This window comes from Streptomyces sp. MUSC 14 (assembly GCF_001866675.1).
Lineage (GTDB): Bacteria > Actinomycetota > Actinomycetes > Streptomycetales > Streptomycetaceae > Streptomyces.
The window spans coordinates 94213-118337 of sequence record NZ_MLYN01000063.1; the positions used below are offsets into that span (position 1 = coordinate 94213).

At 71.5% G+C, this 24125-nt stretch carries 22 protein-coding genes, 2 tRNA genes and 2 pseudogenes; 14 read left to right on the forward strand and 12 right to left on the reverse strand.

Annotated features, from left to right (window positions below; genetic code table 11):
• Positions 1-132 precede the first annotated feature (132 nt).
• The 8 genes from BIV25_RS36355 (at position 133) to BIV25_RS48165 (ending at position 7187) form a co-directional block, all read left to right on the forward strand.
• Positions 133-1686 (forward strand): MFS transporter, encoded by a 1554-nt coding sequence (locus BIV25_RS36355; RefSeq protein ID WP_079177097.1) that lies wholly within the window; start codon positions 133-135, stop codon positions 1684-1686.
• Between the two features lie 153 nt (positions 1687-1839).
• Positions 1840-2907 (forward strand): aldo/keto reductase, encoded by a 1068-nt coding sequence (locus tag BIV25_RS36360; RefSeq protein ID WP_071376795.1) that lies wholly within the window; start codon positions 1840-1842, stop codon positions 2905-2907.
• 121 nt (positions 2908-3028) lie between these two features.
• On the forward strand, positions 3029-4090 hold the full coding sequence (locus tag BIV25_RS36365) for a ScbA/BarX family gamma-butyrolactone biosynthesis protein (protein ID WP_071376796.1): 1062 nt from the start codon (positions 3029-3031) through the stop codon (positions 4088-4090).
• Entirely contained in the window at positions 4087-4773 is a 687-nt protein-coding gene (locus BIV25_RS36370; protein ID WP_071376797.1) for an HAD family phosphatase, read from the forward strand. The genes BIV25_RS36365 and BIV25_RS36370 overlap by 4 nt, the downstream gene beginning before the upstream one ends.
• Positions 4774-4930: 157 nt before the next feature.
• Complete coding sequence (locus BIV25_RS36375) at positions 4931-5965, forward strand: 3-oxoacyl-ACP synthase III family protein (protein ID WP_071376798.1); 1035 nt, start codon at positions 4931-4933, stop codon at positions 5963-5965.
• Positions 5962-6156: a hypothetical protein gene (locus BIV25_RS36380; RefSeq protein ID WP_071376799.1), complete on the forward strand. Its 195-nt coding sequence runs from the start codon at positions 5962-5964 to the stop codon at positions 6154-6156. Before BIV25_RS36375 ends, BIV25_RS36380 begins: the two co-directional genes overlap by 4 nt.
• A gap of 273 nt (positions 6157-6429) precedes the next feature.
• A complete protein-coding gene (locus BIV25_RS36385) occupies positions 6430-6717 on the forward strand; it encodes a divalent metal cation transporter (protein ID WP_071376800.1) in 288 nt (95 codons plus the stop codon).
• 59 nt (positions 6718-6776) lie between these two features.
• A complete protein-coding gene (locus BIV25_RS48165) occupies positions 6777-7187 on the forward strand; it encodes an ankyrin repeat domain-containing protein (protein ID WP_079177098.1) in 411 nt (136 codons plus the stop codon).
• Here the strand turns inward: BIV25_RS48165 and BIV25_RS36395 are convergent.
• The 5 genes and pseudogenes from BIV25_RS36395 to BIV25_RS36415 form a co-directional block, all read right to left on the reverse strand.
• Positions 7184-8392: pseudogene (locus BIV25_RS36395) on the reverse strand (IS110 family transposase). The gene BIV25_RS48165 and the pseudogene BIV25_RS36395 overlap by 4 nt on opposite strands.
• Positions 8393-8769: 377 nt before the next feature.
• Complete coding sequence (locus BIV25_RS36400; protein WP_071376802.1) at positions 8770-9075, reverse strand: putative quinol monooxygenase; 306 nt, start codon at positions 9073-9075, stop codon at positions 8770-8772.
• A gap of 329 nt (positions 9076-9404) precedes the next feature.
• Positions 9405-10559 carry an NADP-dependent malic enzyme gene (locus tag BIV25_RS36405; RefSeq protein ID WP_256256896.1) on the reverse strand — a complete coding sequence of 385 codons (1155 nt, stop codon included), beginning with the start codon at positions 10557-10559 and terminating at the stop codon, positions 9405-9407.
• Positions 10560-10703: 144 nt separating this feature from the next.
• Positions 10704-11675 (reverse strand): MarR family winged helix-turn-helix transcriptional regulator, encoded by a 972-nt coding sequence (locus tag BIV25_RS52120; RefSeq protein ID WP_218158499.1) that lies wholly within the window; start codon positions 11673-11675, stop codon positions 10704-10706.
• A 49-nt stretch (positions 11676-11724) separates the two neighbouring features.
• A complete protein-coding gene (locus BIV25_RS36415) occupies positions 11725-12756 on the reverse strand; it encodes an aldo/keto reductase (protein WP_071376804.1) in 1032 nt (343 codons plus the stop codon).
• 212 nt (positions 12757-12968) lie between these two features.
• Between BIV25_RS36415 and BIV25_RS36420 the strand changes: the two genes are divergently transcribed.
• A complete protein-coding gene (locus BIV25_RS36420) occupies positions 12969-13877 on the forward strand; it encodes a helix-turn-helix domain-containing protein (protein ID WP_071376805.1) in 909 nt (302 codons plus the stop codon).
• A gap of 5 nt (positions 13878-13882) precedes the next feature.
• Here the strand turns inward: BIV25_RS36420 and BIV25_RS36425 are convergent, their stop codons facing one another.
• Entirely contained in the window at positions 13883-14065 is a 183-nt protein-coding gene (locus BIV25_RS36425) for a hypothetical protein (RefSeq protein ID WP_071376806.1), read from the reverse strand.
• A gap of 34 nt (positions 14066-14099) precedes the next feature.
• Between BIV25_RS36425 and tpx the strand changes: the two genes are divergently transcribed.
• Positions 14100-14600 (forward strand): thiol peroxidase, encoded by a 501-nt coding sequence (gene tpx, locus BIV25_RS36430; RefSeq protein WP_071376807.1) that lies wholly within the window; start codon positions 14100-14102, stop codon positions 14598-14600.
• A 58-nt stretch (positions 14601-14658) separates the two neighbouring features.
• Here tpx and BIV25_RS51570 read toward each other — a convergent pair.
• Positions 14659-14751 (reverse strand) — tRNA-OTHER (locus BIV25_RS51570).
• A gap of 478 nt (positions 14752-15229) precedes the next feature.
• Positions 15230-16515 (reverse strand): annotated as a pseudogene (locus BIV25_RS36435) (MFS transporter).
• 194 nt (positions 16516-16709) lie between these two features.
• Between BIV25_RS36435 and BIV25_RS49775 the strand changes: the two are divergent.
• Positions 16710-16979 carry a hypothetical protein gene (locus tag BIV25_RS49775; protein WP_143076752.1) on the forward strand — a complete coding sequence of 90 codons (270 nt, stop codon included), beginning with the start codon at positions 16710-16712 and terminating at the stop codon, positions 16977-16979.
• A gap of 102 nt (positions 16980-17081) precedes the next feature.
• Positions 17082-17816, forward strand: a complete 735-nt coding sequence (locus BIV25_RS36445) for a carbonic anhydrase (RefSeq protein ID WP_177235533.1) — start codon at positions 17082-17084, stop codon at positions 17814-17816.
• 14 nt (positions 17817-17830) lie between these two features.
• On the opposite strand, the gene BIV25_RS51575 is transcribed toward BIV25_RS36445, so the two are convergent.
• Both BIV25_RS51575 and BIV25_RS36450 read right to left on the reverse strand, forming a co-directional pair.
• Positions 17831-17925, reverse strand: a tRNA-Val gene (locus BIV25_RS51575).
• 107 nt (positions 17926-18032) lie between these two features.
• Positions 18033-18842, reverse strand: a complete 810-nt coding sequence (locus tag BIV25_RS36450) for a TetR/AcrR family transcriptional regulator C-terminal domain-containing protein (RefSeq protein WP_071376809.1) — start codon at positions 18840-18842, stop codon at positions 18033-18035.
• A 233-nt stretch (positions 18843-19075) separates the two neighbouring features.
• Between BIV25_RS36450 and BIV25_RS36455 the strand changes: the two genes are divergently transcribed.
• Together BIV25_RS36455 and BIV25_RS36460 are read left to right on the forward strand one after the other, a co-directional pair.
• Positions 19076-20788: an MFS transporter gene (locus tag BIV25_RS36455; protein ID WP_071376810.1), complete on the forward strand. Its 1713-nt coding sequence runs from the start codon at positions 19076-19078 to the stop codon at positions 20786-20788.
• A gap of 80 nt (positions 20789-20868) precedes the next feature.
• Positions 20869-21447, forward strand: a complete 579-nt coding sequence (locus BIV25_RS36460; RefSeq protein WP_071376811.1) for a Type-2Aa cytolytic delta-endotoxin — start codon at positions 20869-20871, stop codon at positions 21445-21447.
• 49 nt (positions 21448-21496) lie between these two features.
• On the opposite strand, the gene BIV25_RS36465 is transcribed toward BIV25_RS36460, so the two are convergent.
• Both BIV25_RS36465 and BIV25_RS36470 read right to left on the reverse strand, forming a co-directional pair.
• Positions 21497-23491 carry a glycoside hydrolase gene (locus tag BIV25_RS36465; RefSeq protein ID WP_071376812.1) on the reverse strand — a complete coding sequence of 665 codons (1995 nt, stop codon included), beginning with the start codon at positions 23489-23491 and terminating at the stop codon, positions 21497-21499.
• 66 nt (positions 23492-23557) lie between these two features.
• Complete coding sequence (locus tag BIV25_RS36470) at positions 23558-24115, reverse strand: MarR family winged helix-turn-helix transcriptional regulator (RefSeq protein ID WP_256256916.1); 558 nt, start codon at positions 24113-24115, stop codon at positions 23558-23560.
• Positions 24116-24125: the final 10 nt, after the last annotated feature.

Consider the following 24125-nt stretch of genomic DNA (forward strand, 5'->3'; position numbering starts at 1 on the left):
GGGGTTCCTCCGTCTCGGTGGCTCATTGACGACAACCATCAGATGTCTTACGGTAATTCGAGATCTTACAGTAGCGCCGCAGACCGGAACAGATGAGAAGACCGGTCGCGAACAGTGAAAGAAAGAGGGGTCATGACCACCCAGACCGAGACCCGGACGGCAGCGCCCCCGGAGCGCCGCGAGGGCGAGGGCTCGCTCAGCGTGATGATCGCGGTCGCCCTTGCCAGCGTGCTGCTTCCCCTGGCCATCACCGCCCCCGCGGTGGCCATGCCCGATCTCACCACCGACCTCGACTCCACGGTGGCCGGCGGCCAGTGGGTGCAGAACGCGTACGGCGTGACGTTCGCGGCCTGCATGCTCGCGGCGGGCACCCTCGCCGACCAGTTCGGCCGGCGCCGCATCCTGGCGATCGGCACCGTCGTCTTCATGACGATGTCGGCCGTGGTCGCGCTGTCCACCGACATCCTGCTGCTGGACATCGCGCGCGCCCTGCAGGGCATCGGTGCGGCCGGCGTGCTCACCAGCGGCGCCGCGATCCTGGCCGCCTCCTTCACCGGACGCCGCCGCACCCAGGCCTTCGGCGTCCTCGGCACCGCCTTCGGCGCCGGTCTCGCGCTCGGGCCGGTGCTCGGCGGAGCCTGCGTCAGCCTGGCCGGATGGCGCGGGGTGTTCTGGCTGAACGTCGTGGTCGGCGCCGCCGCGCTGGCCCTGATGCCACGGATCAGGGAGTCGCGGGACCCGAATGCCACCCGCGTCGACTGGCCCGGACTCGCCACCTTCAGCGGCAGCCTCTTCCTGCTCGCGCTCGGTTTCGTCGAGGGCGGCGAGCGCGGCTGGGGACACCCGGCGACCATCGGCTCGCTGGTCGGCTTCGCCCTGTTCATGACCGCGTTCGTGGTGATCGAACAGCGCGTGGCACGGCCCATGTTCGATCTGTCGCTGTTCCGCAACCCCACCTTCGTGGTCGTGGTCTGTCAGCCGTTCACCATCACCTTCGGCTTCGTGGTGCTGCTGAACTTCCTGCCGCCGTACTTCAAGGGCGTCGGCGGCTACTCCAGCACCGAGTCCGGACTGCTGCTGATGCCGCTGATGGTGCCGATCTTCGTACTCCCGCTGCTGATCGGGCGGCTGGTCGCGGACCGGGTCTCGCCCCGGATGCTGCTGACGGTCAGTTCGCTGCTGATCGCCGTCGGCTCGCTGTGGATGGTCGTCCTGGAGCCGGGCCGGTCCTGGACCACGCTGGTCGCACCGCTGCTGATCTTCGGCCTTGGCGTCGGCTCCGCGTTCGGGGCGATGGACAACGCCGCCGTCAGCGTCGTACCCGTCGAACGGGCGGGCATGGCCTCCGGCATCTTCAACACCATGCGGATCGCGGGCGAGACCGTGGCCATCGCCGCGGCCGGCGGATTCCTGTACTCCTACACCCGCGGCGATCTGATCGACAGCGCACCGAAGTTCGCTTCCCAGGCGCCGCGCCTGGCCGGTGAGGCGACCCAGGGCCGGCTGGACGCCGCCCTGGCCGCGATCTCGCCGGCACGGCGGTCCGAGGCTCTCGACGCGGTGGCCCACAGCCTCACCTCCAGCCTGCACGTGGCGTGCATCGCGCTGGCCGTGCTCGCGGCGGCCGGGGCGATCACCACCTTCCTCGTCGTCAAGGACAAGGAACTCGCGGACGCGTCGAACTGACGCGCCGCCCCCAGGCCGGGGAGCACCCGGTCCATCCCCCGTCCCGGGTGCTCCCCTCCTCCCTCACCCCCATTTCCTCCGACTTACTTCCACTCCCATACCAACCCCCACTTCCTTCCGAAACAGAGCAATCTCAACCGAAAGCAGGAGAAGATGCGTTACCGCTACCTCGGCGACACCGGCCTGTCCGTCTCGGAGCTGTGCTTCGGCGCCATGACGTTCGGCGGCGGGGCCAGGTTCCTCGGGGCCCCGGACCGCAACTGGTCGGAGTTCGGCACCGTCGACGACCAGAGCGTGCTGCGGATGATGGACCAGGCCCTGGACTCCGGCATCAACTTCTTCGACACCGCCGACGTCTACAAGAACGGCATGGGCGAGGAGTTCTTCGGCCGTACCCTGCAGAAGGTCCGCGACCGCGTCATCATCGGGACCAAGGGCCGCTGGCGGATCACGGACGACCCGAACGACATCGGCGCCACCCGCCACCACCTGTACGCGGCCGTCGAGGGCAGCCTGCGCCGACTGAACACCGACTACATCGACATCTACCACATCCACGGCTTCGACCCGCGCACCTCGCTGGACGAGACCCTGCGCGTGCTCGACGACCTGGTCCGGGCCGGGAAGATCCGCTACATCGGTGTCTCCAACTTCGCGGGCTGGCAGCTGATGAAGGCACTGTCCGTCTCCGACCGGCGCAACTTCAGCCGCTTCGTCTGCTACCAGGGCTACTACAACATCGGCGCGCGCGACCTGGAGCACGAGATCATCCCGCTCGCCGTGGACCAGAAGGTCGGCATCACCGCCTGGTCGCCGCTGGCCGGCGGCTTCCTCACTGGCAAGTACCGCCGTGGCGAGGGCCGTCCGGAGGGCAGCCGCCTCTCTCAGCGCACCCCCGCCGAGTCCGCTCCGCTGACCGACGAGAACCAGGCGTACGACATCGTCGAGGAGATGGCACGGATCGCCGACGAGCGCGGTGCGACGGTCGCGCAGGTCGCGCTGAACTGGGTGCTCGCCAAGCCCGCCCTCACCTCCGCCGTCATCGGCGCGACCAAGCCGCACCAGCTGGAGGACAACCTCAAGGCCATGGAGTGGACGCTGACCGAGGACGAGCTGGCCCGCCTGGACAAGGTCAGCGAGACCGAGGCGCCGTACCCGTACTGGCACATCGGCACCGTCGGCGCCGACCGCAAGCTGCCGGGCGACGTCTACCCCGCCTGACCCGGCCCTGTACGCCTCACGCCGCGGAGGGACGACGTTCCCGCGTCGTCCCTCCGCGCGTCTGTCCGCCTACGACCACGAGCAGGAACCACCACCACCGCGACAGAAAGCCAGGCCATCCATGACCACCGCACCCGATGCCCCTTCCGCGGCGATACCGCCGCTGGACTACTCACGCACCGTGGACCGTCTGCTCGTCCACCGGGACGCCCTGGGCGAAGTGTTCCTGACGGACCTGCGGCGCATCGACGAGGACACCTACGCCGCGGGCGCCCAACTGCCCAGGTCGCACGCCTACTACGGGGACCACCTGCTGCGCCCGGGCTGCTACGACCCCCTGCTCATCCTGGAGGCATGCCGGCAGGCCACCCTGGCCGGCGCGCACCGCTTCTTCGGTGTGCCGTCCGACAACAAGTTCATCCTGACCCACCTCGACCTGCGGCTCGACCACCCCCGGATGGTCGTCGTGGGCACCTCGCCGTTCTCGCTTGCCTTCCGGGTCCGCATCGCCGACCGCAAGGAACGCGAGGGCCGGGTCACCGGCCTCGACTACGAGCTGGACCTGATCGCCGACGGCACCGTGATCGGCCAGGCGGCCATCGGGCTCCGCTTCAAGACGCCGATGGGCTATCTGACCCTGCGGCTCAACAACCGCGACGGCTTCGCCCTCCCGTCGTCCGCGACCTACCCGGTGAGCACCCCCGGCACGCCCGTCGCCCCGCATCTGGTCGGCCGCGCCAACCCGGAGAACGTCGTCCTGGTCGACGCGGCGGTCACCGACAACACCGCGCAGGCGCTGCTGCGCATCCCCGCCCGGCACGCGAGCCTGTTCGACCACCCGCAGGACCATCTGCCCGGCATGGTCATCGCCGAGGGCGCGCGGCAACTGGCGCTGCTCGCCGCGTTCGACGTCGAGGGGCTGTCCACCTTCAAGACCATCGTCACCGAGATGCACGTACGGTTCACGCGCTTCGGCGAGTTGGAGGACGACACGGTGCTGACCGCCTGGGTCGACCACCCGAGGGAGACCGCGGGCGCCGTGACGCTCTACACCCTCGGCGGCACACTCCCGCCGCAGGGCGAGACCGCGCCGCCGTCCCAGCTCCCGGTGCGCGTCGAGGCCACGCAGAAGGGCGAGCCGCTGTGCGTGTTCTCCTTCGTCCTCGCCCGGATGGCGTCGTGACCGGGGCAGCCGAGCGGAGCGCCGTCTTCAGCGACGTGGACGAGACGCTGATCCGCGTCAAGAGCATGTTCCGTTTCCTGGAGTTCTATCTGCGCACCCGGGGCGAACCCCCGGCCACGTACGACCGGCTGACGGGTGAGCTGCGGGCCGCGGCGCTGCGGGGGGTGCCGCGTGCGGAGATCAACCGCCGCTACTACCGGCTGTACCGGGGCGAGCGGACGCAGCGGCTCGCGCAGGCCGGCCGGCGCTGGTTCACCGCCGAATGGCAGGAGCGGACGGAAGGGCTGTACGTGCCCGAGGTCGAGGAGGCCCTCGGCGTGCACCAGAAGTCCGGGCAGCCCCTGATCCTGGTCTCCGGGTCGTTCTTCGCCTGCCTGGACCCCATCGCCGAGGACGTCCGTGCCGACCAGGTGCTCGGCACCCGCCCCGCCGTCCGGCGTGGCGAGCTCACCGGCGAGGTGCTGGCGCCCATGATCGGCGCCACCAAGGGCCGTGCGGTGCGGATCGCCGCGGCCGTCCGCGGCTTCGACCTGGCGGGCTCCTCCGCGTACGGCGACCACCTCAGCGACGTACCGATGCTCGAGGCGGTCGGCCGCCCAGTCGTGGTCGGCGACGACGAGGAGCTGACCGCGCACGCCCTGCGCGCGGGCTGGGCCCGGATGCTGACCGGGGCACCACGGTGAGGACGGCGCCTCGGGCGCCCGCCTCGCGCACGGCGGCCGGCGCGAGGCGACTGCCCGCGAGCCGTGTCGCCGTGCGCGAGGCGCTGCTGCTCGGGTGGCGCCCGGAAACATTCGCGGGTCGCCTCCGGCGGCCCGACCACAAGGGGGAGGTTCTCTCATGACGCGTATCGGAATTCTGGCCACCGGGTCCTACCTGCCCAGCACGGTCGTCACCAACGAGGAGATCGCGCGCGGGGCGGGTGTGACCGACGAGTGGATCCTGCGCAAGACCGGGATACGCGAGCGCCGTCGCGCCGACGACCGGGAGGCCACGTCGGATCTGGCGGCCGGGGCCGCCCGGGCCGCTCTGGAACAGGCCGGGGTCCGGCCGCAGGACGTGGCGTACATCGTGCTCGCCACCTCGACACCGGACCATCCGCAGCCCGCGACGGCCAGCATCGTCCAGCACCTGATCGGCGCGGTGAACGCGGCGGCCTTCGACATCAACGCCGTGTGCAGCGGGTTCGTGTACGCCACCACGGTCGCGGAGCGTCTGCTGCGGGCGGCCGACGAGGGGCGCTACGCGCTGGTCATCGGCGCCGACATCTACTCCCGCATCCTGGACTACTCCGATCCCAAGACGGCCATCCTGTTCGGCGACGGTGCCGGTGCGGTGCTGCTGGGCGGAGTGCCGGACGCCTGCGGGATCCAGGAGACCAGCCTGCTCACCCGGGGCGACCAGTACCGGCTGATCGGCGTTCCGGCGGGCGGCAGCCGCAGGCCCGCCGACCGGCGCACGGTGGAGGAGGGCGCGCACTTCTTCCGGATGGACGGGCGCGGAGTGCGCTCGTTCGTGCAGGAGAACCTCCCCGAGGCGCTGCACGAGTTGCTCGACCGGGCGGGCGTACGCCGTGAGCACGTCCGGCACTTCGTGCCGCACCAGGCCAACGGCGTGATGCTCGGTGAGGTCTGGCCCGCCCTCGGGCTGCCCTCGGCGACGATGCATCTGGCCCTGGAGCAGTACGGGAACACGGGCTCGGCCTCGGTGCCCGTCACGCTCGACATCGCGCACCGGCAGGGCGAGTTCGCGGACGGCGACACCGTGCTCATGGCCGGGTTCGGCGGTGGGATGACGGTGGGCGCGGTGCTGACGCGGTGGGCGCCGACGGCGTTCGCCCGGACCGGCGAGCAGGAACTGGTGGGCACGCGATGAGCGGCTCTGCGAGCGGGTCCGGCGGGTCGACCGTGCGCGATCCGGAACTGGAGGCGCTGATCCGCCGTCATGTGGCGGCCCGGCGGCGCGAGCACCTGCGCCAGGCGACGGAACGTTCACTCATGTCCTGGCTGCTGGGCCCCGCCCCGGCCGAGTCGGCGCCGGCACGGGTCCCCGCGCGGCGCGCCTGACGTCCGACGCACCGAAGCCGGTGTCCCCCCACTGCCTCGGGGGGACACCGGCTTCACGTGCTGTATGTGCTGCGCGGGCCGGTCAGTGGATGCCGAACATCCGGACGGGGCCGGAGAAGCCGCGATGCGGGTACGCGCTGCTGTGGGCGATCATCGAGGCCGGGGCGTCCGCCGGAGTCATCCAGCACCGGTCGGCGGGGCGCTCGTCCTCCAGCTGCTCTTCGGCCTGCGCCCGTGGCTCGGCACGATCGCCACCGCTTTGGCTCGACGTGCATGGTGCGGCAGCGCGCGGCACACGGCGGCATCGCGTTCGCCGTCGCCCTCACCCTCGCACTGATCACCTGCGGATTCATCGGCCGCATGCCGGCCGCGCGCCCCTCCGGCACCGGCACGGTCTCGGGGCCGCGCCAGCAACTCCCGTGCAGCCAGGCCCTGTTGCTCGCCTGCGGCATCCTCGGCGCGACCGTGATGCCGCACGCCGTGTACATGCACTCGGCGCCGATCCGGGACAGCGCCGGGCGCCGGGCGCCGGGCGGCCCGGGCCGGATACGGGGCCGTTGACGGATCACCGCGGGGGGGTGCCCCTATCTCTTTCGTCAAGCCGGGTGAGGATTGTCGGCATGACAGATCGGGATCGGTTGGGGCGGGCCGCGGTGCACTATGCGGCTGGGGGCGGAGACGTGGACGGCCTGAGGGTGCTGTTGGCTGAGGGTGCCGACCCGGGGGCTGTCGATGCCGAGGGTTGGACTCCGCTGCATTTTGCTGCTCAGGCGCAGGTGCCCGCTGCCGTCGAAGTCCTGCTGGCCGCGGGTGCGGCGGTCGATGTCGTGGACCGTCATGGCAATACGCCGTTGTGGAGGGCGGTGTTCTGTTCGCGGGGCGAAGGTGGGACGATTCGGCTTCTTCTGGAAGCAGGTGCTGACCCTGACCGGGACAACGTTCATGGCGTGAGCCCGAGGGTGCTGGCGGGGCGGATCGCCAACTATGACGTGGCTGTTCACCTTCCGGCTGGGGACGACACTTCCTCCTAGACGCCGTCTGCCGTGGCTGGCTGGGGTTCGTAGAAGGTGCCGTCGCGGAGCATGGCGAAGAGGACGTCGGCCCGGCGTCGGGCGAGGCAGAGCAGGGCCTGGGTGTGGTGCTTGCCCTGGGCGATCTTCTTGTCGTAGTAGGCCCGGGAGATCGGGTCGCCCAGAGCGGCGAACGCGGAGAGGAAGAAGGCCCGTTTGAGTTGCTTGTTTCCTCGCCTGGAGGGCTGTTCGCCGCGGATCGAGGAGCCCGAGCTGCGGGTTGCCGGGGCAAGACCCGCATAGGCGGCGAGATGGCCGGCGGTCGGGAAGGTGCTGCCGTCGCCGACCTCGATCAGGATGCGGGCTCCGGTCCTGACGCCGACCCCTGGCATCGACGTCAGGACCTTCGAAAGAGGGTGAGCCTCCAGCAGTTCCTCGATCCGCCCGGCCAGCAGCTTGCGCTGGTCAAGCACGGCCGTCAGTGAGGCGGCCAGGCTCGGGACGATCAGCGCGGCAGCCTCGGTCCCCGGAACGGTCACGGTCTGCTCGTCCAACGCGGCGAAGATCTCGTCGACAAGCCGCTCGGCCATCCTCGGCGCCTTTGGCCGCAGCAGGGTGACGAGCCGTCGACGGCCGGCCTTGCGGATCTGGGCCGGAGATCCGAACCGTTCCAGCAGCGTGAGGACGGCCGGGTGCTGCAACCGCGGCCCCAGCACCCGTTCCAGCGACGGGTGGATCTGGGTCAGCAGGCCGTGCAGCCGGTTGGCGACCCTGGTTGCCTCGCCGGCCAGGTCGTCGTCGAAGCCCACGATCATCTCCAGCTCGGCGATGGTCTCGTCCTCGCCGTCGATCGCCCGCAGCGTGTGAGGCATGGCGCGAGCGGCGTCGGCGATGATGAACGCGTCCCTCGCGTCGGTCTTGGCTTCGCCGGGGTAGAGGTCGGCGATCCGCCTCATCGTCAGCCCGGGCAGATAGGCGACCGGGCAGCCCATGTCCCTCGCCACCGCCAGCGGCAGAGCCCCGATCGAGGCCGGCTGGTCGACCACGACCAGCACCGTTCCGTGCTTTGCCTGAAGTTTCGCGAACTACTCGCGGAGCTTGGGTTCGGTGTTGGGCAGGCGTTTGTCGAATGCCTTCTTCCCGGCCGGGGTGACGGCGGTGGCGTGGTGTTCGCCCTTGCCGACGTCCAGGCCGAGGAAGACGTCGATGTCGCCGGTGTCGATCACGTGCAGGCCCCTCCATCACGCTTTCGTCCGGCCTGCCAGGGCACCGACCTGCCACATCCACGTTACGGAGAGCTCTTCCGGCGTGGGTGAAGCCGGTGCTCAAGCCCCTCATCAGCGGTCCGTCGATGCCTCCGGACCCGGTGACACCACCCCCCGGATCATGAACAACAAGGGGGGGAAGTCATGCCGGACCCGAAGGCCGGAGGCCCCATTGCGGAGCCACGAAGACGGTAACGGGGGGGGGTGGTCTTCGCGACGCCGGTCTCCGGAGCCGAAAACCTCTCCCTCCTGGTCACGGCGGTGACGGCAGGCGAGGCGAGCAGAAGGGGGCGGCGGGCAGATGCCCGCCGCCCCCTTCGGGCTGCCGTGGCCCCGGCTCACACCGTCGCTGTCTCGGTGACCGTATTGCCGCGCAGCAGCCAGGTGGGGCCCTCGGCCCAGCCCCCCACGGCCTCGAAGAACCGCGCGAAGTGCTCGCCCTCGCAGTGCCGGTCGAACGCGGCCTCGTCGTCATAGGCCTCGTACAGGAAGAAGCGGTTGGGGTCCGAGGCGTCGGCGATCAGGTCGAAGGCCCGGGTGCCGGGCTCGTCGGCGGTCGAACGCCGCCCGTCCTCCAGCGCGGCGGCGGCGAACTCGGCACGCCGGTCGGCGGGGACGGTGAAGGAGACGGCGACGGTGTACACGGAAAACCTCACTTCTGGGGCGGTGGCTCAAGCGGACGAGGGGGACCGGCCGTTCGGACCCGTCCTCCTGTGGTTCACACGGATCGTGCGGGGCCCGGGGCCGCGCTCAGGTGGCGGCCGGGCCCTCGACGGCGCCGGTGGCTTCGCGATGGCCGCGCGGATCTCGGCGGAGTCGGCGGAGGTCAGCTCCAGCGTCGAGGCGGCGATCCAGCCGTCCCCCTGCGCGGGGCTGCGGGCGCCGGCGCCGGTGGAGCCGCTGTGCCGCCGGGCGACCGGGAATCGCAGGCCTCTTCTTCTGACTCCGCTGCTGCTTCTGCTTCTTGGGGGGGTCAGGCGCGGGCCACGCCGTCGCGGCGGGCGGCCTCGGCGACGGCCGCCGCCACGGCCGGGGCGACACGGGCGTCGAAGGGGCTCGGCACGACGAGGTCGGGCCGCAGCTCGTCGCCGACGACGCCGGCGATGGCGTCGGCGGCCGCGAGCTTCATCCCTTCGGTGACCGTGGTGGCCCGCACGTCCAGCGCGCCGCGGAAGATGCCCGGGAACGCCAGCACGTTGTTGATCTGGTTGGGGTGGTCGCTGCGCCCGGTGGCCACCACGCGCGCGTGTCGTGCGGCGACCACCGGGTCGACCTCGGGGGTGGGGTTGGAGAGCGCGAAGACGATCGCCTCCGGAGCCATCGCGGCGAGGGCGCGCTCGTCGAGGGTGGCCCCGGACAGACCGATGAACACGTCGGCGCCGCGCAGCGCCTCCTCCACCGAGCCGGTGTGCCCGGCGAGGTTGCTCCGCCGGGCGAGCGCCGCCTTGTAGGGGTTCAGGTCCTCCCGGCCGGGATGCAGCATGCCCTTGCTGTCGGCGATCGCGAGGTCCCCGATGCCGGCCTCCAGCAGGATCCGGCTGACCGCGAGACCGGAGGCGCCCGCGCCGGCCACCACCGCCCGCAGGTCGCCGAGCGTACGCCCCGTCAGCCGGGCCGCGCCCCGCAGGGCGGCCAGCACGACCACGGCGGTGCCGTGCTGGTCGTCGTGGAACACCGGGATGTCCAGCGCGGCCCCGAGCCGGTCCTCGATCTCGAAGCACCGGGGAGCGCTGATGTCCTCCAGGTTGATGCCGCCGAAGCTGGGGGCCAGCCGTACGACGGTGTCCACCAGCTCGTCGACGTCGGTGGTGGCGAGGCAGACCGGTACGGCGTCGACGTCGGCGAACTCCTTGAACAGCAGCGCCTTGCCCTCCATCACTGGCAGGGCGGCCGCCGGCCCGATGTCGCCGAGGCCGAGCACGGCGGTGCCGTCGGAGACCACGGCGACCGTGTGCGACCGCCAGGTGTACAGGTCGGCCAGTTCGGGTTGTTCGGCGATGGCCGTGCAGACGCGGGCGACGCCCGGGGTGTAGGCCAGGGAGAGCTGATCGGCGTTGTCCACCGTGACGGTGGACCGCACGGCCAGCTTCCCGCCGCGGTGGAGCGCGAAGGCCGGGTCCTCGTTCATGGCTACCTCGGATCGGAGGAGAAAGTTCTCTGACATATATTCGATATACGTTCTATATAAGACATCTTATAGTCGGCTCACAAGGCGCCGATGTTTTGACTGCGACGGAACGGACCGACGTGAGCCGGCGGGTGTACGCCGGCGCTACTTCCCCTCCGTCGGCTTCCAGCCCGACAGCACCTTCGAGCAGCGGTCGAGCTGCGTCAGGAAGATCGCCGCCTCGCCCTGCTCGAAGCACGCGGACAGTACTTTCTCGACCTCCGCCACCGCGTCGTCGGCACGCCGGATCAGCGCGCCGCCGGTGCGGGTGAGGCGGGCCTCGAGGATGTGGCTGTGAATCGGGTGCGGCCGGCGTTCGACGAGGCCGCGGCCCTCCAGTGTCGACAGCACCGAGGACATGGTCTGCGGCGTGACCATGCCACGCCTGGCGAGCGCCGCGCCGGACAGTCCTGGCTCCAGCATGAGCGCGAGCAGCACGTTGTACTGCGGGACATTGATCTTGAAGGGGCGCAGCGCGGCGTGTTTGGCAGCGGTCAGCTCCTGCTCCACACGCTTGATGCGATGCCCCATACGCTCTTCCACCGACGACACCATGCCCTGAAGGGTACCCGCATATCTCTTATGGCTGTATGGCCTCTGCTCGTCCCGGCGCCAGGCGAGGAACAGGTCGTCGCCCCGCTTCGGCCGTACGGCCGGGAACAGCACGACGACCAGCACCGCCTCGCGCACCAGCGCCCCGCGTGTCTCGTGGTCGAACTCGTACTGCCACTGACGCAGGGCGTGCTTGAGCGACACGGGCACGCGGTAGCGCACGTCGTACCCCAGCCCGTCGAGCAGTTCCTGCGCCACCGCCATCCGCGCGAGCCTCTCCCGTGTCCACATCCGCTCCATGACGGCCCGCCCGACGCGCAGTTCGAGCGTGTCGGCGGGGACCGGGGGGCGGCAGCCCGACAGGCACGCATAGGCACCGGCCGACGCGGTCGGCGCCGTACGGTGCTCCAGCGGCTGTCCGCACCCGCCGCAGACGACGGTCCCGGCGAGGATCGCGCACGGCTCGACGCGGTCCTCGGCACACGCCTGCAAGAGCGCCGGCTCGTGCGGCTCGTCCGGGGGCATGCCCGCCTCCTTTCGGTCGGACCGGAGCCGGCCCGTGCGGCCGGCCGGGTCAGCTCCGGCGCCGGCGCAGGGACGCGTCCGCCAGGTGTGGGGGCGTGTAGTCGGCGTCCGAGGGGTTGAGGTCGGTGCCCGGCGGGACCAGTTCGTCGATCCGGTCCAGCACCGCGTCGTCCAGCGTGACGTCGGCGGCGGCCAGCAGGTCCGTCAGCTGTTCCTGCGTCCGCGGACCGATGATGGCGCTGTCCACCGCGGGATGGCTGAGGACGAACGCCAGCGCCAGATGGGTCAGGGACAGACCGGCTTCGTCGGCCAGCTTGACGAGTTCCTCGACGACCTCGTACTTGCGGACGTTGCCCGGCAGGGACTGGTCGAACTTGTGCGAGATGAGGTTCTGCCGGAACTCGTTCAGCTCCAGCGGGTTCTGCCTGCGGTACCGGCCCGTCAGCCAGCCGCTGGCCAGGGGGCTCCAGGTGAGGACACCGACGCCGTGGCGTTCGGCGGTGGGCAGGACCCCGCGCTCCACGCCGCGCATGAAGATCGAGTACGGCGGCTGCTCGGTGTGGAAGGGCACGTGCCCGCGCCGGTCGGCGGTCCAGCGGGCCTCGACGATCTGCTCGGCCGCGAAGTCGGAGCTGCCGATGGCCATGACCTTGCCCTCCCGCACCAGGTCCGAGAGGACGGAGAGGGTCTCGTCCAGGTCGGTGGCCGGGTCCGGGCGGTGGATCTGGTAGAGGTCGATGCGGTCGGTGCCGAGGCGGCGCAGGCTGTCCTCGACGGCCCGTCGGATCCAACGGCGGGAGTTTCCGCGCCGGTTGGCGTCCTCTCCCATCGGGAAGTGGACCTTGGTGGCCAGCACGACGTCGTCGCGGCGGTCCTTGAGCGCCTTGCCGACGATCTGCTCGGACTCACCCGCCGAGTACATGTCCGCCGTGTCGATGAAGTTGACGCCCGCGTCGAGCGCGGTGTGGATCAGACGTACGGCGTCCTCGTGGTCCCGGTTGCCCCAGGCTCCGAGCATCATCGTGCCGAGTGCCAGACGGCTGACCGTGATTCCGGTGCGGCCGAGAGTGGTGTGGCGCACGAGGGTTCCTTTCGGTTGGTGCGGTGTGCTTCCGCACCATGATCCGGCAGCAACGGCCGGGCATCCAGGCCCACTTCGACCAGGGGCGGCGTGATCCTGGTACTGCCGGTCCCAGGTTCGGCCGTCCTTGGGACACACCTGCATGGGAACCGACCGAAGGGGTAGGATGCTGATGACTATCCAATCTCTTATAGGCGTGAGGTTCCTGATATATGGCGTCCGACCTGGGAGACTTCCTGCGCAGCCGGCGAGCCGCCCTCGCACCGGCCGACCTCGGCTTCGCGGCGGGCGCACACCGGCGGCGCGTGCCGGGCCTGCGCCGCGAGGAGCTGGCCCTCCTCGCGGGCATCAGCGTCGACTACTACGTACGGCTGGAACAGGGACGCACCTCCAACGTGTCCGACACCGTCCTGGACGCCGTCGCCGACGCGCTGCGGCTGGACTCCGACGAGCGGTCGTACCTCCACCGGCTCGGCCGCCCGCCCCGCACCCGGCCGGGCGGACACGCGCCGCAGCACGTACGGCCGGGCCTGCTGCGGCTGTTGGAGGCCCTCGACCGGGTGCCCGCACTTGTCCTCGGCCGCCGCCTGGACATCCTGGCCTGGAACACACGGGCGGCCTGTGTCCTCGCCGACTTCGCCGCGCTGCCGCCCGACGCCCGCAACTTCGCCAAACTCGTCTTCTGTCCGGGCCCCGACGGCCACTCGTCGCACGCCGGCGGAACGCCACGCTTCGACGAGACGGACGCCGAAGAGGTGGTGGGCGCCCTGCGCGCCTACGCTGCCCGGCAGCCCGGTGACCCGGAGCTGGCCGCGCTGATCGACGAACTAGCCCGCCGCAGCGGCCACTTCCAGCGGCTCTGGGCCGGCCAGGCCGTGCGCAGACGGCCGTACGGCACCAGGACCCTGCACCATCCCGCGAACGGGACGACGGCCCGTTTCAGTCTGGAGACCCTGGTCCTGGCGGACGACCTCGACCAGATGGTGCTCACCTACACACCGGCGGACGCCGAGCGGGCGGTCGGTGCGAGGGGCGGTCCGCCGGTCCCGGGCCGGGTGGACGCTCCACCGGTGCGGCGTGACGACAGCGCGGAGCCGCACCTCGTACGGGGGGTCGACTGAGGCCCTCACGCGGACGGGAGCGGAGCCTGCGGCGGGGCGGGAAGCGTCCGGCCCAGCCGGGCGAGCGGGGACAGGGCCATCAGCGGGTGCAGGTCCCGTGACAGGAACAGCAGATGGACGGTCATGACCGCCGCGAGGAAGAACTGGAAGGCGGCCGACGCGATGGATCCGCCCGTAGGATCGGGCACGTCTGTCAATGGAATCGTTACGAGGAGGCCTCTGATGGCTCAGGTCACTGCCAAGGGAAACCCGGTTCAGGTCAACGGCTCACTGCCGCAGCCGGGCGACAAGGCCCCGGCATTCGCGCTGGTCGACGCGAAGCTGGCCGACACGTCGCTGTCGGACTTCGCCGGGCAGCGCAAGATCCTCAACATCTTCCCGAGCGTGGACACCCCCACGTGCGCGGCCTCCGTACGCACGTTCAACGCCCAGGCCGGCGACCTGGCCAACACCGTGGTGCTGTGCATCTCCGCCGACCTGCCCTTCGCCCAGGCCCGGTTCTGCGGCGCGGAGGGGCTGGAGAACGTGCGCACCCTGTCGACCCTGCGCGGACGTGACTTCCACGAGGACTACGGCGTGTCGATCGCCGACGGCCCGCTGGCCGGCCTGACCGCCCGCGCCGTGGTGGTGCTGGACGAGAACGACACGGTCCTGCACTCGGAGCTCGTCCAGGAGATCGGTGAGGAGCCCAACTACGAGCAGGCGCTCACGGCCCTGAAGTAGGCGCGACGTCATGAACGGTTCGGGCCGGCGGGGCCTTCTTCGGCTTCGCCGGCCTGTGCGGAGAGGGCAGGATTCGAACCTGCGTGGACCACGAGGGTCCGACTTCGGGCTGCTGCCCTGGTCCCCGATAAGCCGCTCCGGGCACCTCTCCTCGCTCCCGGCCTCCGCGGTGTCCCGCGGTGCCGTTCACGAGTACGACGATGCCAGGGCCGGCTGACACGCGTCTGACACGCCGCTGACCAGAACTCGCCGACGCCAGGGACGCCCGGCCGCACGTCCCGCTACCGCGTCAGAACGCCGTCGAGGACGGTCCGCCAGACCGCGCGAGTTCGGCCTCCAGGCCGAAGTCGGCCTCGGCGCGGGTCCAGCGGCAGAGGGAGCCGAGGTACGGCGTACGGCACCAGGACCCTGCGCCATCCCGCGAACGGGACGACGGCCCGCTTCAGTTGGAGACCCTGGTCCTGGCCGACGACCTCGACCAGATGGTGCTCACCTACACACCGGCGGACGCCGAGCGGGCGGTCGGTGCGAGGGGCGGTCCGCCGGTCCCGGGCCCGGTGCCACGCTCCACCGGTGCGGCGCGACGACAGCGCGGAGCCGCACGTCGTACGGGGGGTCGACCGAGGTCCTCACGCGGACGGGACCGGAGCCTGCGGCGGGGCGGGAAGCGTCCGGCCCAGGCGGGCGAGCGGGGACAGGGCCATCAGCGTCGGCGACAGCAGCATGCCCGCGGCCGTCACCAGCAGGCTGGCGCGCGTCCCCCACACGTCCGCGAGAAAGCCGCCGAGCAGCGAGCCGAGCGGGGTCATCCCCATGCCGGCACAGTTGATCGTCGCGGCCACGCGGCCCTGCATCCCGTCCGGAGTGACGGTCTGCCGGACGGCCATGACCGTGACGTTCACCAGCTGGCTGGAGGTCCCGAAGACGACGTTGACCGCGACGAGCGCGGGAACCGTCACCGTGGAGGAGCCGTGCAGTGCGGGCACTATCAGGAACACGCCGTCGCCGAGTGCCGCCGCGGACATGAGCACGGCGCCGTGTCCGAAGCGGCCCGGCAGGCGGGCGGCCAGCAGTGAACCCAGCAGCGCGCCCGGCCCCGTCGCCGCGAGTGCCGACCCGACGGCCGCGCCCGACAGGTGCAGGTCCCGTGGCAGGAACAGCAGATAGACAGTCATGACCGCCGCGAAGAAGAACTGGAAGGCGGCCGACGCGAGGCACACGGTCCGCAGCGAGGTGTCGCCCGCGACGAAGCGGAGGCCCTCATGGATCCGCCGCCGGACCCGAGGCGCGCGTTCCGGGCGCGCCGGGACGGACTCGTGGCGACCCGTCCGTCGCATCGACAGGATCAACACGGACGACAGGACGAAGCACACCGCGCCGGCGGCGGCGGCGATCGGCGCCGACAGCACGGACACCAGCACACCGCCGAGGGTGGGACCGCCGGTCTGCGCGGCGGACCGGCTGCCCTCCAGCGCGCTGTTGCCCCGCACCAGCTGATCGCGTCTCACCAGCCGTACCAGAGACGTCTGGTACGCCACGTCGAAGAACACGGACAGCGCCCCGACGGCGAAGGCCACCACGAGCAGCGCCGGCAGGCCGAGCCCACCGAGGAGGCCGGCCACGGCGGCGGCGCCCAGCGCCAGCGCCCGGCCGGCGTCGGCAGCACCATCAGCGTGCGGGTCCGCCACCGGTCCACCCACACGCCGACGAACAGGGACAGCAGCAGAACCGGCGCCTGCCCCACCGCACGCAGGGCGCCTAGCTGGCCGGCACCGGCCCCGAGCGTCAGGACGGCGAAGAGCGGCAGCACCACCAGACTTGCCTGTTCGCCCAGTTGGGAGGCCGTCTGCCCGATCCAGAGCCGGCGGAAGGCGGCGTCCCGCCACAAGGGTGACGGCGTGCGTCGAACGGCTATGTCCCCGCTCCTCGTGAGTCACTCGCTGCGCGCACGGTAGCTCCCGCTCGGCAGGGCGCGAAAGGCGATTTCCGATGCCCTGCTCGGACCGGGCTCGGGGCGTCGTCACCCTGATGGTCCGCGCCGACCGGCAGAACCGTCCGGGCGCGGTGAAGATGATCAGGACAAGAGGGGGGAAGCGAAAGGAGCTGTCTGTGTTCCGCTCGATTGCCACGGTATTGGCCGCTACTGCCCTCACCGGTTTCCTGAGCGCCGGCATCGCCGGTGCAGTTCCCAACCAGTCCCAGGCCTCGGCGGCCGTAGTCCAGCAAGCGAAGGCCGGCGGCGGCGACGGCGTCGGCGGCCTCGGCTCCGGCGGTAAAGACGTCGGCGTCGGCGTCGGTGGCGTGGACGCCAGCGGCACCGGCGGTGTCGGTGGCCTCGGTTCCAACGGCAACGAAGGCAACGGCGTCGGCGGTCTGTGAGGTCCTCACCGCCGTACCCCCCGGCCCCCGCCTCGTGCGGGGGCCGGGGGTTTGCGGCACGGGGGCAGGCACAGGTTCGTACGGCGCGGAAGGGATCGGCTGATGGGTACAACCGGACGTGTGGACCGCAGGGCCGTGCTGGCCGGCTCGCTCGCGGGCGCCGCGGCCGCCCTCACGGGGTGCGTATCGACGAGCGCCGCCACCCCCGCGGCCGGCGTTTCACCCGGCTCGCGCCCGACCACGCCCGCCGCGGCGTTCGCGAGACTGATGGACGGCAACGGGCGCTGGGTGAGCGGAAAGCTCCAGCACCCCGACCGGGACCCCGACCGGCGTCAGCTCGTGGCTCAGCAGCAGGAGCCCTTCGGCGCGATTCTCTCGTGCATCGATTCCCGGGTGCCGCCCGAGCTCCTCTTCGACACCGGGCTGGGCGACCTCTACGTGATGCGCACGGGAGGGCAGGCGGTCGGTCCCGTGGTCACCGGTTCCGTCGAGTACGGCCCGATGACGAGCGGCACCCCGCTCGTCGTCGTCCTCGGGCATCAACGCTGCGGTGCCGTCAAAGCGGCGTACCAGTCCCTGCGTGACGACGAACCCCTGCCCGGCAACCTCCAGGCGATCGTCGGGGCGCTGCGGCCGGCGTACGAGCAGGCGGTGCGGGAAGGCGGCGCCGACCCGGTCGAGACGATGGCCCGCGCCCAGGTGAAGCTGACCGCGAGCGCGCTCCGCTCCAACGCGGACCTCGCCCCGCTGGCGCGCAAGGGCTCCCTCGCGGTGGTCGGCGCGTACTACTCGCTCGACACCGGAACGGTGGAGGTCCTGTCCGGCAGGCCCTCCTGAACCGTTCGGCGTTGCGGAGAGGGCAGGATTCGAACCTGCGTGGACCTGGTGTGGGTCCGACTCCGGGCTGCTGCCCTGGTCCCCGATGAGCCGCTCCGGGCACCTCTCCTCGCTCCCGGCCTCCGCGGTGTCCCGCGGTGCCGTTCACGGGTACGACGGTGCCAGGGCCAACTGACGCGCCTCTGACCTGCGGCTGACGCGCCGGGCCGCGGTGGTTCAGACGGTGCCCGCGGTGTTGCCTGTGTCCGGGCCGGCGTCGGCCTCCGGCGCCGGCAGATAGCTCGCCAGGCCGCGCAGGATGATCTCCAGTCCGATGTCGAACCTCTCGTCGGAGGTGTCGGCCACCATCAGACCGGACAGCGCGCGCAGGTGGGGGAAGTCCCGCGCGGGCAGGGACGCGAAGTAGTTCTGCATCTCGTCGGCCATCTCGCGCCAGTCGGGACGGGCCGGCGAGGCGGCGCCGCCCTGCTGAGCGGCCCGGTCCTGCCACATGCCCTCCTCCAGGACGAACCCGTCGATGTAGGTGGAGATGAGGTCACCGGCCTCCGCCGCGATGCGGTCCGGCAGCCCGGCGGTGCGGAAGACGGCGAGCAACGCCTCGACATGCGGCAGCAGTTCGGCGGTGAAGGGGACGTGCGCCATGGAGATCCTGGCCATGTCCCGGTGGGACATCAGGCGCCGGCGCCAGGTACGGGCGAAGTCCCGCAGCTGCTCCTGCCAGCGCTCCGGATCGGCCGCGGGCATCGCGTAGCCGTCGAAGAGCCGTGTGTACATGAGCTCCAGGAGGTCGTCCTTGGAGCTGACGTGGGCGTAGAGGGCGGAGACCGCGACCCCCAGTTCGGCTGCCACCTGACGCATCGACAGGCCGTCGAACCCCTGCCGGTCCAGCACGGTGAAGGCGGCCTCGACGACCCGTTCGCGCGAGAGCGGCGCGCGTGGGGGCGTGCCGTGGGGGCGCGCGGGGCGCTCGCGCTGCCACGGGGACGGCGGAGGGGATGCGGGGGTGCCGGCGGCCGCGTCGCTCATGGTGACCAGTCTAAAGACCCGGAGAACAGTGTTCTGCCCAGGGTGAGGGCATCCCCTGTGTCCCTCCTTCTCGGCCAAGACGCGATATATCTTGTCTTGGCGGCGGTGGCGCTATATCGTAATGAACAACGTTCTCTTGATGAGCGCTGTTCTGTTACGGTGAACAGCGTTCTCCCACCCCTGCCATGCCCGCGCCGCCTCGGCGTGACGCGGCCTTCTGCGAGGAGTCTGCGATGTCCACCACCGGTGTCGCGTCCGTCGAGACGCCCACCGACACCCCAGCGCCCTACCGGTGGCGCTGGGCTGCGCTCTTCGTGATCCTGGCGGCCGAGGTGATGGACCTCCTCGACGCCGTCGTCACGAACATCGCCGGCCCCTCCATGCGGGCCGACCTCGGCGGCGGCGCCTCCACCCTCCAGTGGCTCGCCGCCGCGTACACCCTCTCGATGGCCGTGGGACTCGTCACCGGCGGGCGGCTGGGGGACATCCACGGGTGCCGCCGGATGTTCATGGTCGGAGCCGTCGGCTTCACCCTGGGCTCGCTGCTGTGCGCGGTCTCCGCGTCGCCCGAGATGCTGATAGCGGCGCGCGTCGTGCAGGGCCTGTTCGGCGCGGTGATGCTGCCCCAGGGCCTCGGCATGATCAAGGAGATGTTCCCGCCGAAGGAGTCGCAGAAGGCCTTCGGGATGTTCGGCCCGGTCATGGGGCTGTCGGCGGTGTGCGGGCCGATCCTGGCGGGCTGGCTCGTGGACGCCGACTACTTCGGCACCGGCTGGCGGATGATCTTCCTGATCAACCTGCCGCTGGGCGCCGCCGCCTTCCTCGGCGCACTGCGCTACCTGCCCAAGGGGCGGTCCGGCCACCGGCCGCGCCTCGACATCCCCGGCATGCTCCTGGTCTCGCTGGCCGCGCTGCTCATCATCTTCCCGCTGGTCCAGGGCCGTGAGTACGACTGGCCCGGGTGGACGTTCGCGATGATGGCCGCCTCGGTCGCCGTCTTCGCGGCCTTCGCCGTCTACGAGTCCCGGCGCAGCAGGACCGGCCGTGACCCGCTGGTCGTCCCCAGCCTCTTCCGCAAGCGCGGGTTCAGCGGAGGCATGACGCTCGGGCTGGTCTTCTTCTCGACCATGCAGGGCTTCATGCTGGTCTTCAACCTCTACACCCAGATCGGCCTCGGCTACTCGCCGCTGAAGGCGGGCCTGGTGATGGTGCCCTGGTCGGGCGGCATGATCGTCGGCTTCGGGGTCGCCCAGGGCGTCGCCCGCTTCGGCCGGGCCGTGCTCCAGGCGGGCACGGCGGTCATGGCGCTCGGCGTGTTCGGCGTGTGGCTGACCCTCGACACGGTGGGCAGCGGCGTCGGCCCCTGGCAGCTCGTGCCGGCCCTGCTCGTCACCGGCATCGGGATGGGCCTGCTCATGGCCCCCTTCTTCGACATCGTGCTCGCCAGCGTCGAACAGCACGAGACGGGCTCGGCGTCCGGCACGATGACCGCGATGCAGCAGCTCGGCGGCGCCTTCGGCGTGGCGCTCCTCGGCACCGTGTTCTTCGGCCTGCTGGGCGGCGGCATCGCCACCGCCGTCGACCACCATTCGGCCGGACTGCGGGGCGAGTTGAGCGCCGCGCACGTGGCACCGGTCGCCCAGGACCGCGTCGTGGCGGACCTGCGGCGCTGCGCCTCGGACCGTGCCGTCGCCAAGGACCCCGCCGCCACCCCGGCCTCCTGCGCCCGCCTGGACGAGGACACCCGGTCCGCCGTGACGTCGCCCCAGGCCGGCGCCCGCATACCCGGCGCGCTGGAGACCACCGCGAAGTCGGCCTTCCGCACCGGTTTCGGCTCCGTGATGAAGACGGTGCTGTGGATCGTCGACGGCATGCTCGTCCTGACGTTCCTGCTCTCCTTCCTCCTGCCGCGCCACGCGCGCCCCGAGGACTCCGCCGGCCACTGAGCCCCCGGCGGTCCACGAGGAGTTGCGGCTACGGCATACTGACGCCCCACCGATGCAACAAAATGTTGAAGGAGGGGAAGTTGGCAGCCTGTTTCAGGACGGTCACGGAGGTGGGAGAGGTCCATCTCGCCCAGGCGGAGGCCCTGGCGCGCGCCTTCCAGGAGGCGATCGCGCCGGCCACCGTCAACTACGACTTCGGCCACATCCGCGATGCCGCCGCCCGGCTGCCCGACAGCGACATCGTCAGGATGGTCCGCGGCTGGGGGCTCCAGGAGGAGGCGCCGGTCGTCGTGATGGCGCTCTCCCTCAAGGAGGCGGTCCGCCAGGCGCTCCCGCCCGAGGCCGCTCGGGCGTCGTTCTGGGACACCGTCGAGCGTGACCTCGTGGACGCCTTCACCGGTCTCGCCGCGCAGGAGGGCGCACCGGGACTGGCCTACTACGACGAGGGGCCGGACCACACCAGCTACTACCGCGACCTGTTCTTCACCCTCCAGGACGAGGACGCCGGCCCCTACCTGTACGCCGTCGCCTTCTGCGCCGACGTCACCGTCGGCCTCGGCAAGTCCCGGATGGGCGCCCTGGGCCTCGCCGACACCGCACCGTTCGCAGTCCGGCTCGACGCGATCGTCGTACGCCAGAAGCTCGCGAACACGACCTGATCCTCCGGACACCGCCGCACCTCTCAGAAGCCGGGCAGGCCGGTCGCCGTCACAGACCGGCCGGGCACAGCCGCTGGGCCCTGCCGCCGTCGACCGTAGCGTCGACACAGCCCGCGGGCAGGCCGTCGTGGGCGCGGTCCGAGAAGTTGGCCGTGACCGTCAGGGCGCCGTCGCCGAACGTCGTGCGCTGCACCAGCCGGTCGGGTGTCAGCCACCGGAAGCCGGTCATCGGCCGGGTCGCCGCGGCCTTGTGCAGGGGCTCGAAGTACTTCTGGAGCTGCGCGATCTGCCTGCCGTGCGCGTCCAGTTCCGCCTTGTCGAGGACGAGGTTCAGCGGGACGTTGTAGAGCATGGCCAGCAGTGCGCGGGTACGGCTCTGGTCGGGCAGCTTCGACCAGGACAGCTCCCAGCGCTCGGTGCTGACGACCGAGTCGTGCAGCACGGTCTGGTACAGCGGCACCCGGTACCTGGGGTCGTACATCGCCTTCGCGACGTCGGCCGGCAACCGGACGGGCCTGAAGAAGATCCCGGGCGCGCCGGCCGGCGCGTAACCGCCCCAGGTGGCGCGGTCCCGCTCCAGAGCCCAGAGCTGATCGGGTGCCGGGGTCCCGGAGCCGTGGCTGAAGGCGAGCACCCCGTTGGCCCAGGAACCGGCGCTCTCCGAGCCGACCACCAGCCTGCGGTCGCCGGACAGCCGGGCCATCCGCAGCAACCGGTTCTCCCGGTCCCGCGCCTGGGTCATCGGGTGCGCGGGGGAGTGGTCGGTGAACAGCTCGCCGGCGGCGTCCACGTCGAGGAAGTAGCTGTTCGCGCCGTTCGCCGTCATGTCCCGGGTGCGGTCGGCCAGATAGTGGTGGGCCGGCTCGGCGCGGCGCAGCGCCTCGGAGCTGACGTAGCAGCCGCGTCCGCCGAAACCGGTGACGATCCTGCCGTCGGCTCCCCGCACACAGGCGTCCTGCCACACGGGCGCGGGCCACTTGGACACCGAGGAGTCGGCCGAGGCGGGGTCCTGGGCGTTGGCCCAGGAGTCGTACGGTCCGACGAGGTATCCGGACCGCTCGGCCAGGCTCACCGCCGAGCGGTCCATGGGGGAGTCGTCGGCGTCGTAGCCGAGCCACATCCTGTCGATGCCCAACTCCCGCAGGCGCTGGATGCCTTGGGCGGTGCGGGCCTGGCCCCAGGTGTAGGCGTGGAAGGCGCCCACCAGCTTGCCGACCTCGGGGTTGCGGGCGATCTTCTGGCGCAGGGTCGTGATGCCGCCGTGGGCCTGGAGCCAGGCCCGGTAGTCACGGGCGGCGGCCACCGGCGAGCCGTCGGTGAGGGCGAAGGTCAGCGTGTAGCCGAGCGTGTCCTGCGCGGGGGAGAACGCATGCTCGGTCTCCGTGTGCAGCCGGCCGCCGGCGGAGACGAACTTCAGCGTGGTGGCGATGTCGGACTCGGCGATGTAGCTCGCGCCGTGCCCACCGCGCAGGCTGGTGCCCCAGAACGGCATGGTCAGACCGTCGGACAGGCCCGCCGCGGAGCCCGCGAGCCCGGCCCCCGCGGAGTTCCACCAGCGGTCGGCGACCGGCACCGACAGGCCCTCGCCGCGCGGGAACTGCACCTCGCTCGTGTTCGGGTCGGTGGCCGTCACCGGCCAGGTCAGCGTGCCCTTCCGGGCGGAGTGCACGGTCACCGCCAGCCGTCCGTCGCGCGCGGCCGCGGTGACCGTGAGGCCCTTCGCCGGGTACCTCCAGGTCGCCCTGTCCCCGTGCACCGAGATCCGCGCGGCGGGGCCGAGGGTGTCGGCCGCCGGAGCCGACAGCTGCCAGGCCCGTCCGTCGTCCGCCTGACCGCGCACGGCCAGCGAGGCGGCGTCCACCACGACACGCCCGCCGGCGACGGGCACGGTGACCCGGCTGCCGCGCACCTGGACCCGCCCGTCCCGCCCGTCCGGCACGCCCACACCGAACGCGGCAGCCGTGCCGACCACCCCGATCACCGTGAGCGCGGCACACAGCGCGACGATCCTCTTCCTGCTCTTCCTGATCTTCCTCGCCTTCATGGGGCGCCACTGTCACGGGAAGTTCTAAGAACAATGTGAGAGCGCTCGTCGGGCCTTCGGCCGTGCTCAGGCGTCCTTGGGGACGTCGTGGCGGCTCGCCTGGCCGAACTCGTCCTCCAGGCGGCCCAGAAGGCGGCCGAGCAGCGCGTTGAGTTCCTCGATGGCCGCGGGGGAGAGGGCGTCGGCGAACAGGTCGTGTTCCCGGGCGGTGCGTTGCCGTGTGGCGGCACGCCAGCGGTCCCGGCCGCGCCGGGTGAGCCGGACGGGCTTGCTGCGGCCGTCGGCCGCGGCGACGGACTCGATCAGGCCCGCCTGGGCGAGGCGGGCCAGACGCACGCTCATCGTGCCCGAGGTGATGCCCAGTTGGTGGGCGAGCGTGGTGGGGGCGGCCTGGTAGGGCGGGCCGGAGCGCCGCAGGGCCGAAAGCGCCGCCCAGTCGCCCGCGGTGAGCTCGTGGTCGGTGGCCACCTGGGTGAGCAGCCGCTCGAACAGCCTGGCCATGCGCCCGATGCGCTGGCGGGCGGCCTCGGTCCCGGGGTCGACGCCGGGCAGGTCGGCCATCCACCGCGACAGTTCGGCCGCCACGGAGTCCTGCGGCGTGGGCGGCTGCTCGGATGCGGACACCTTTGACGCT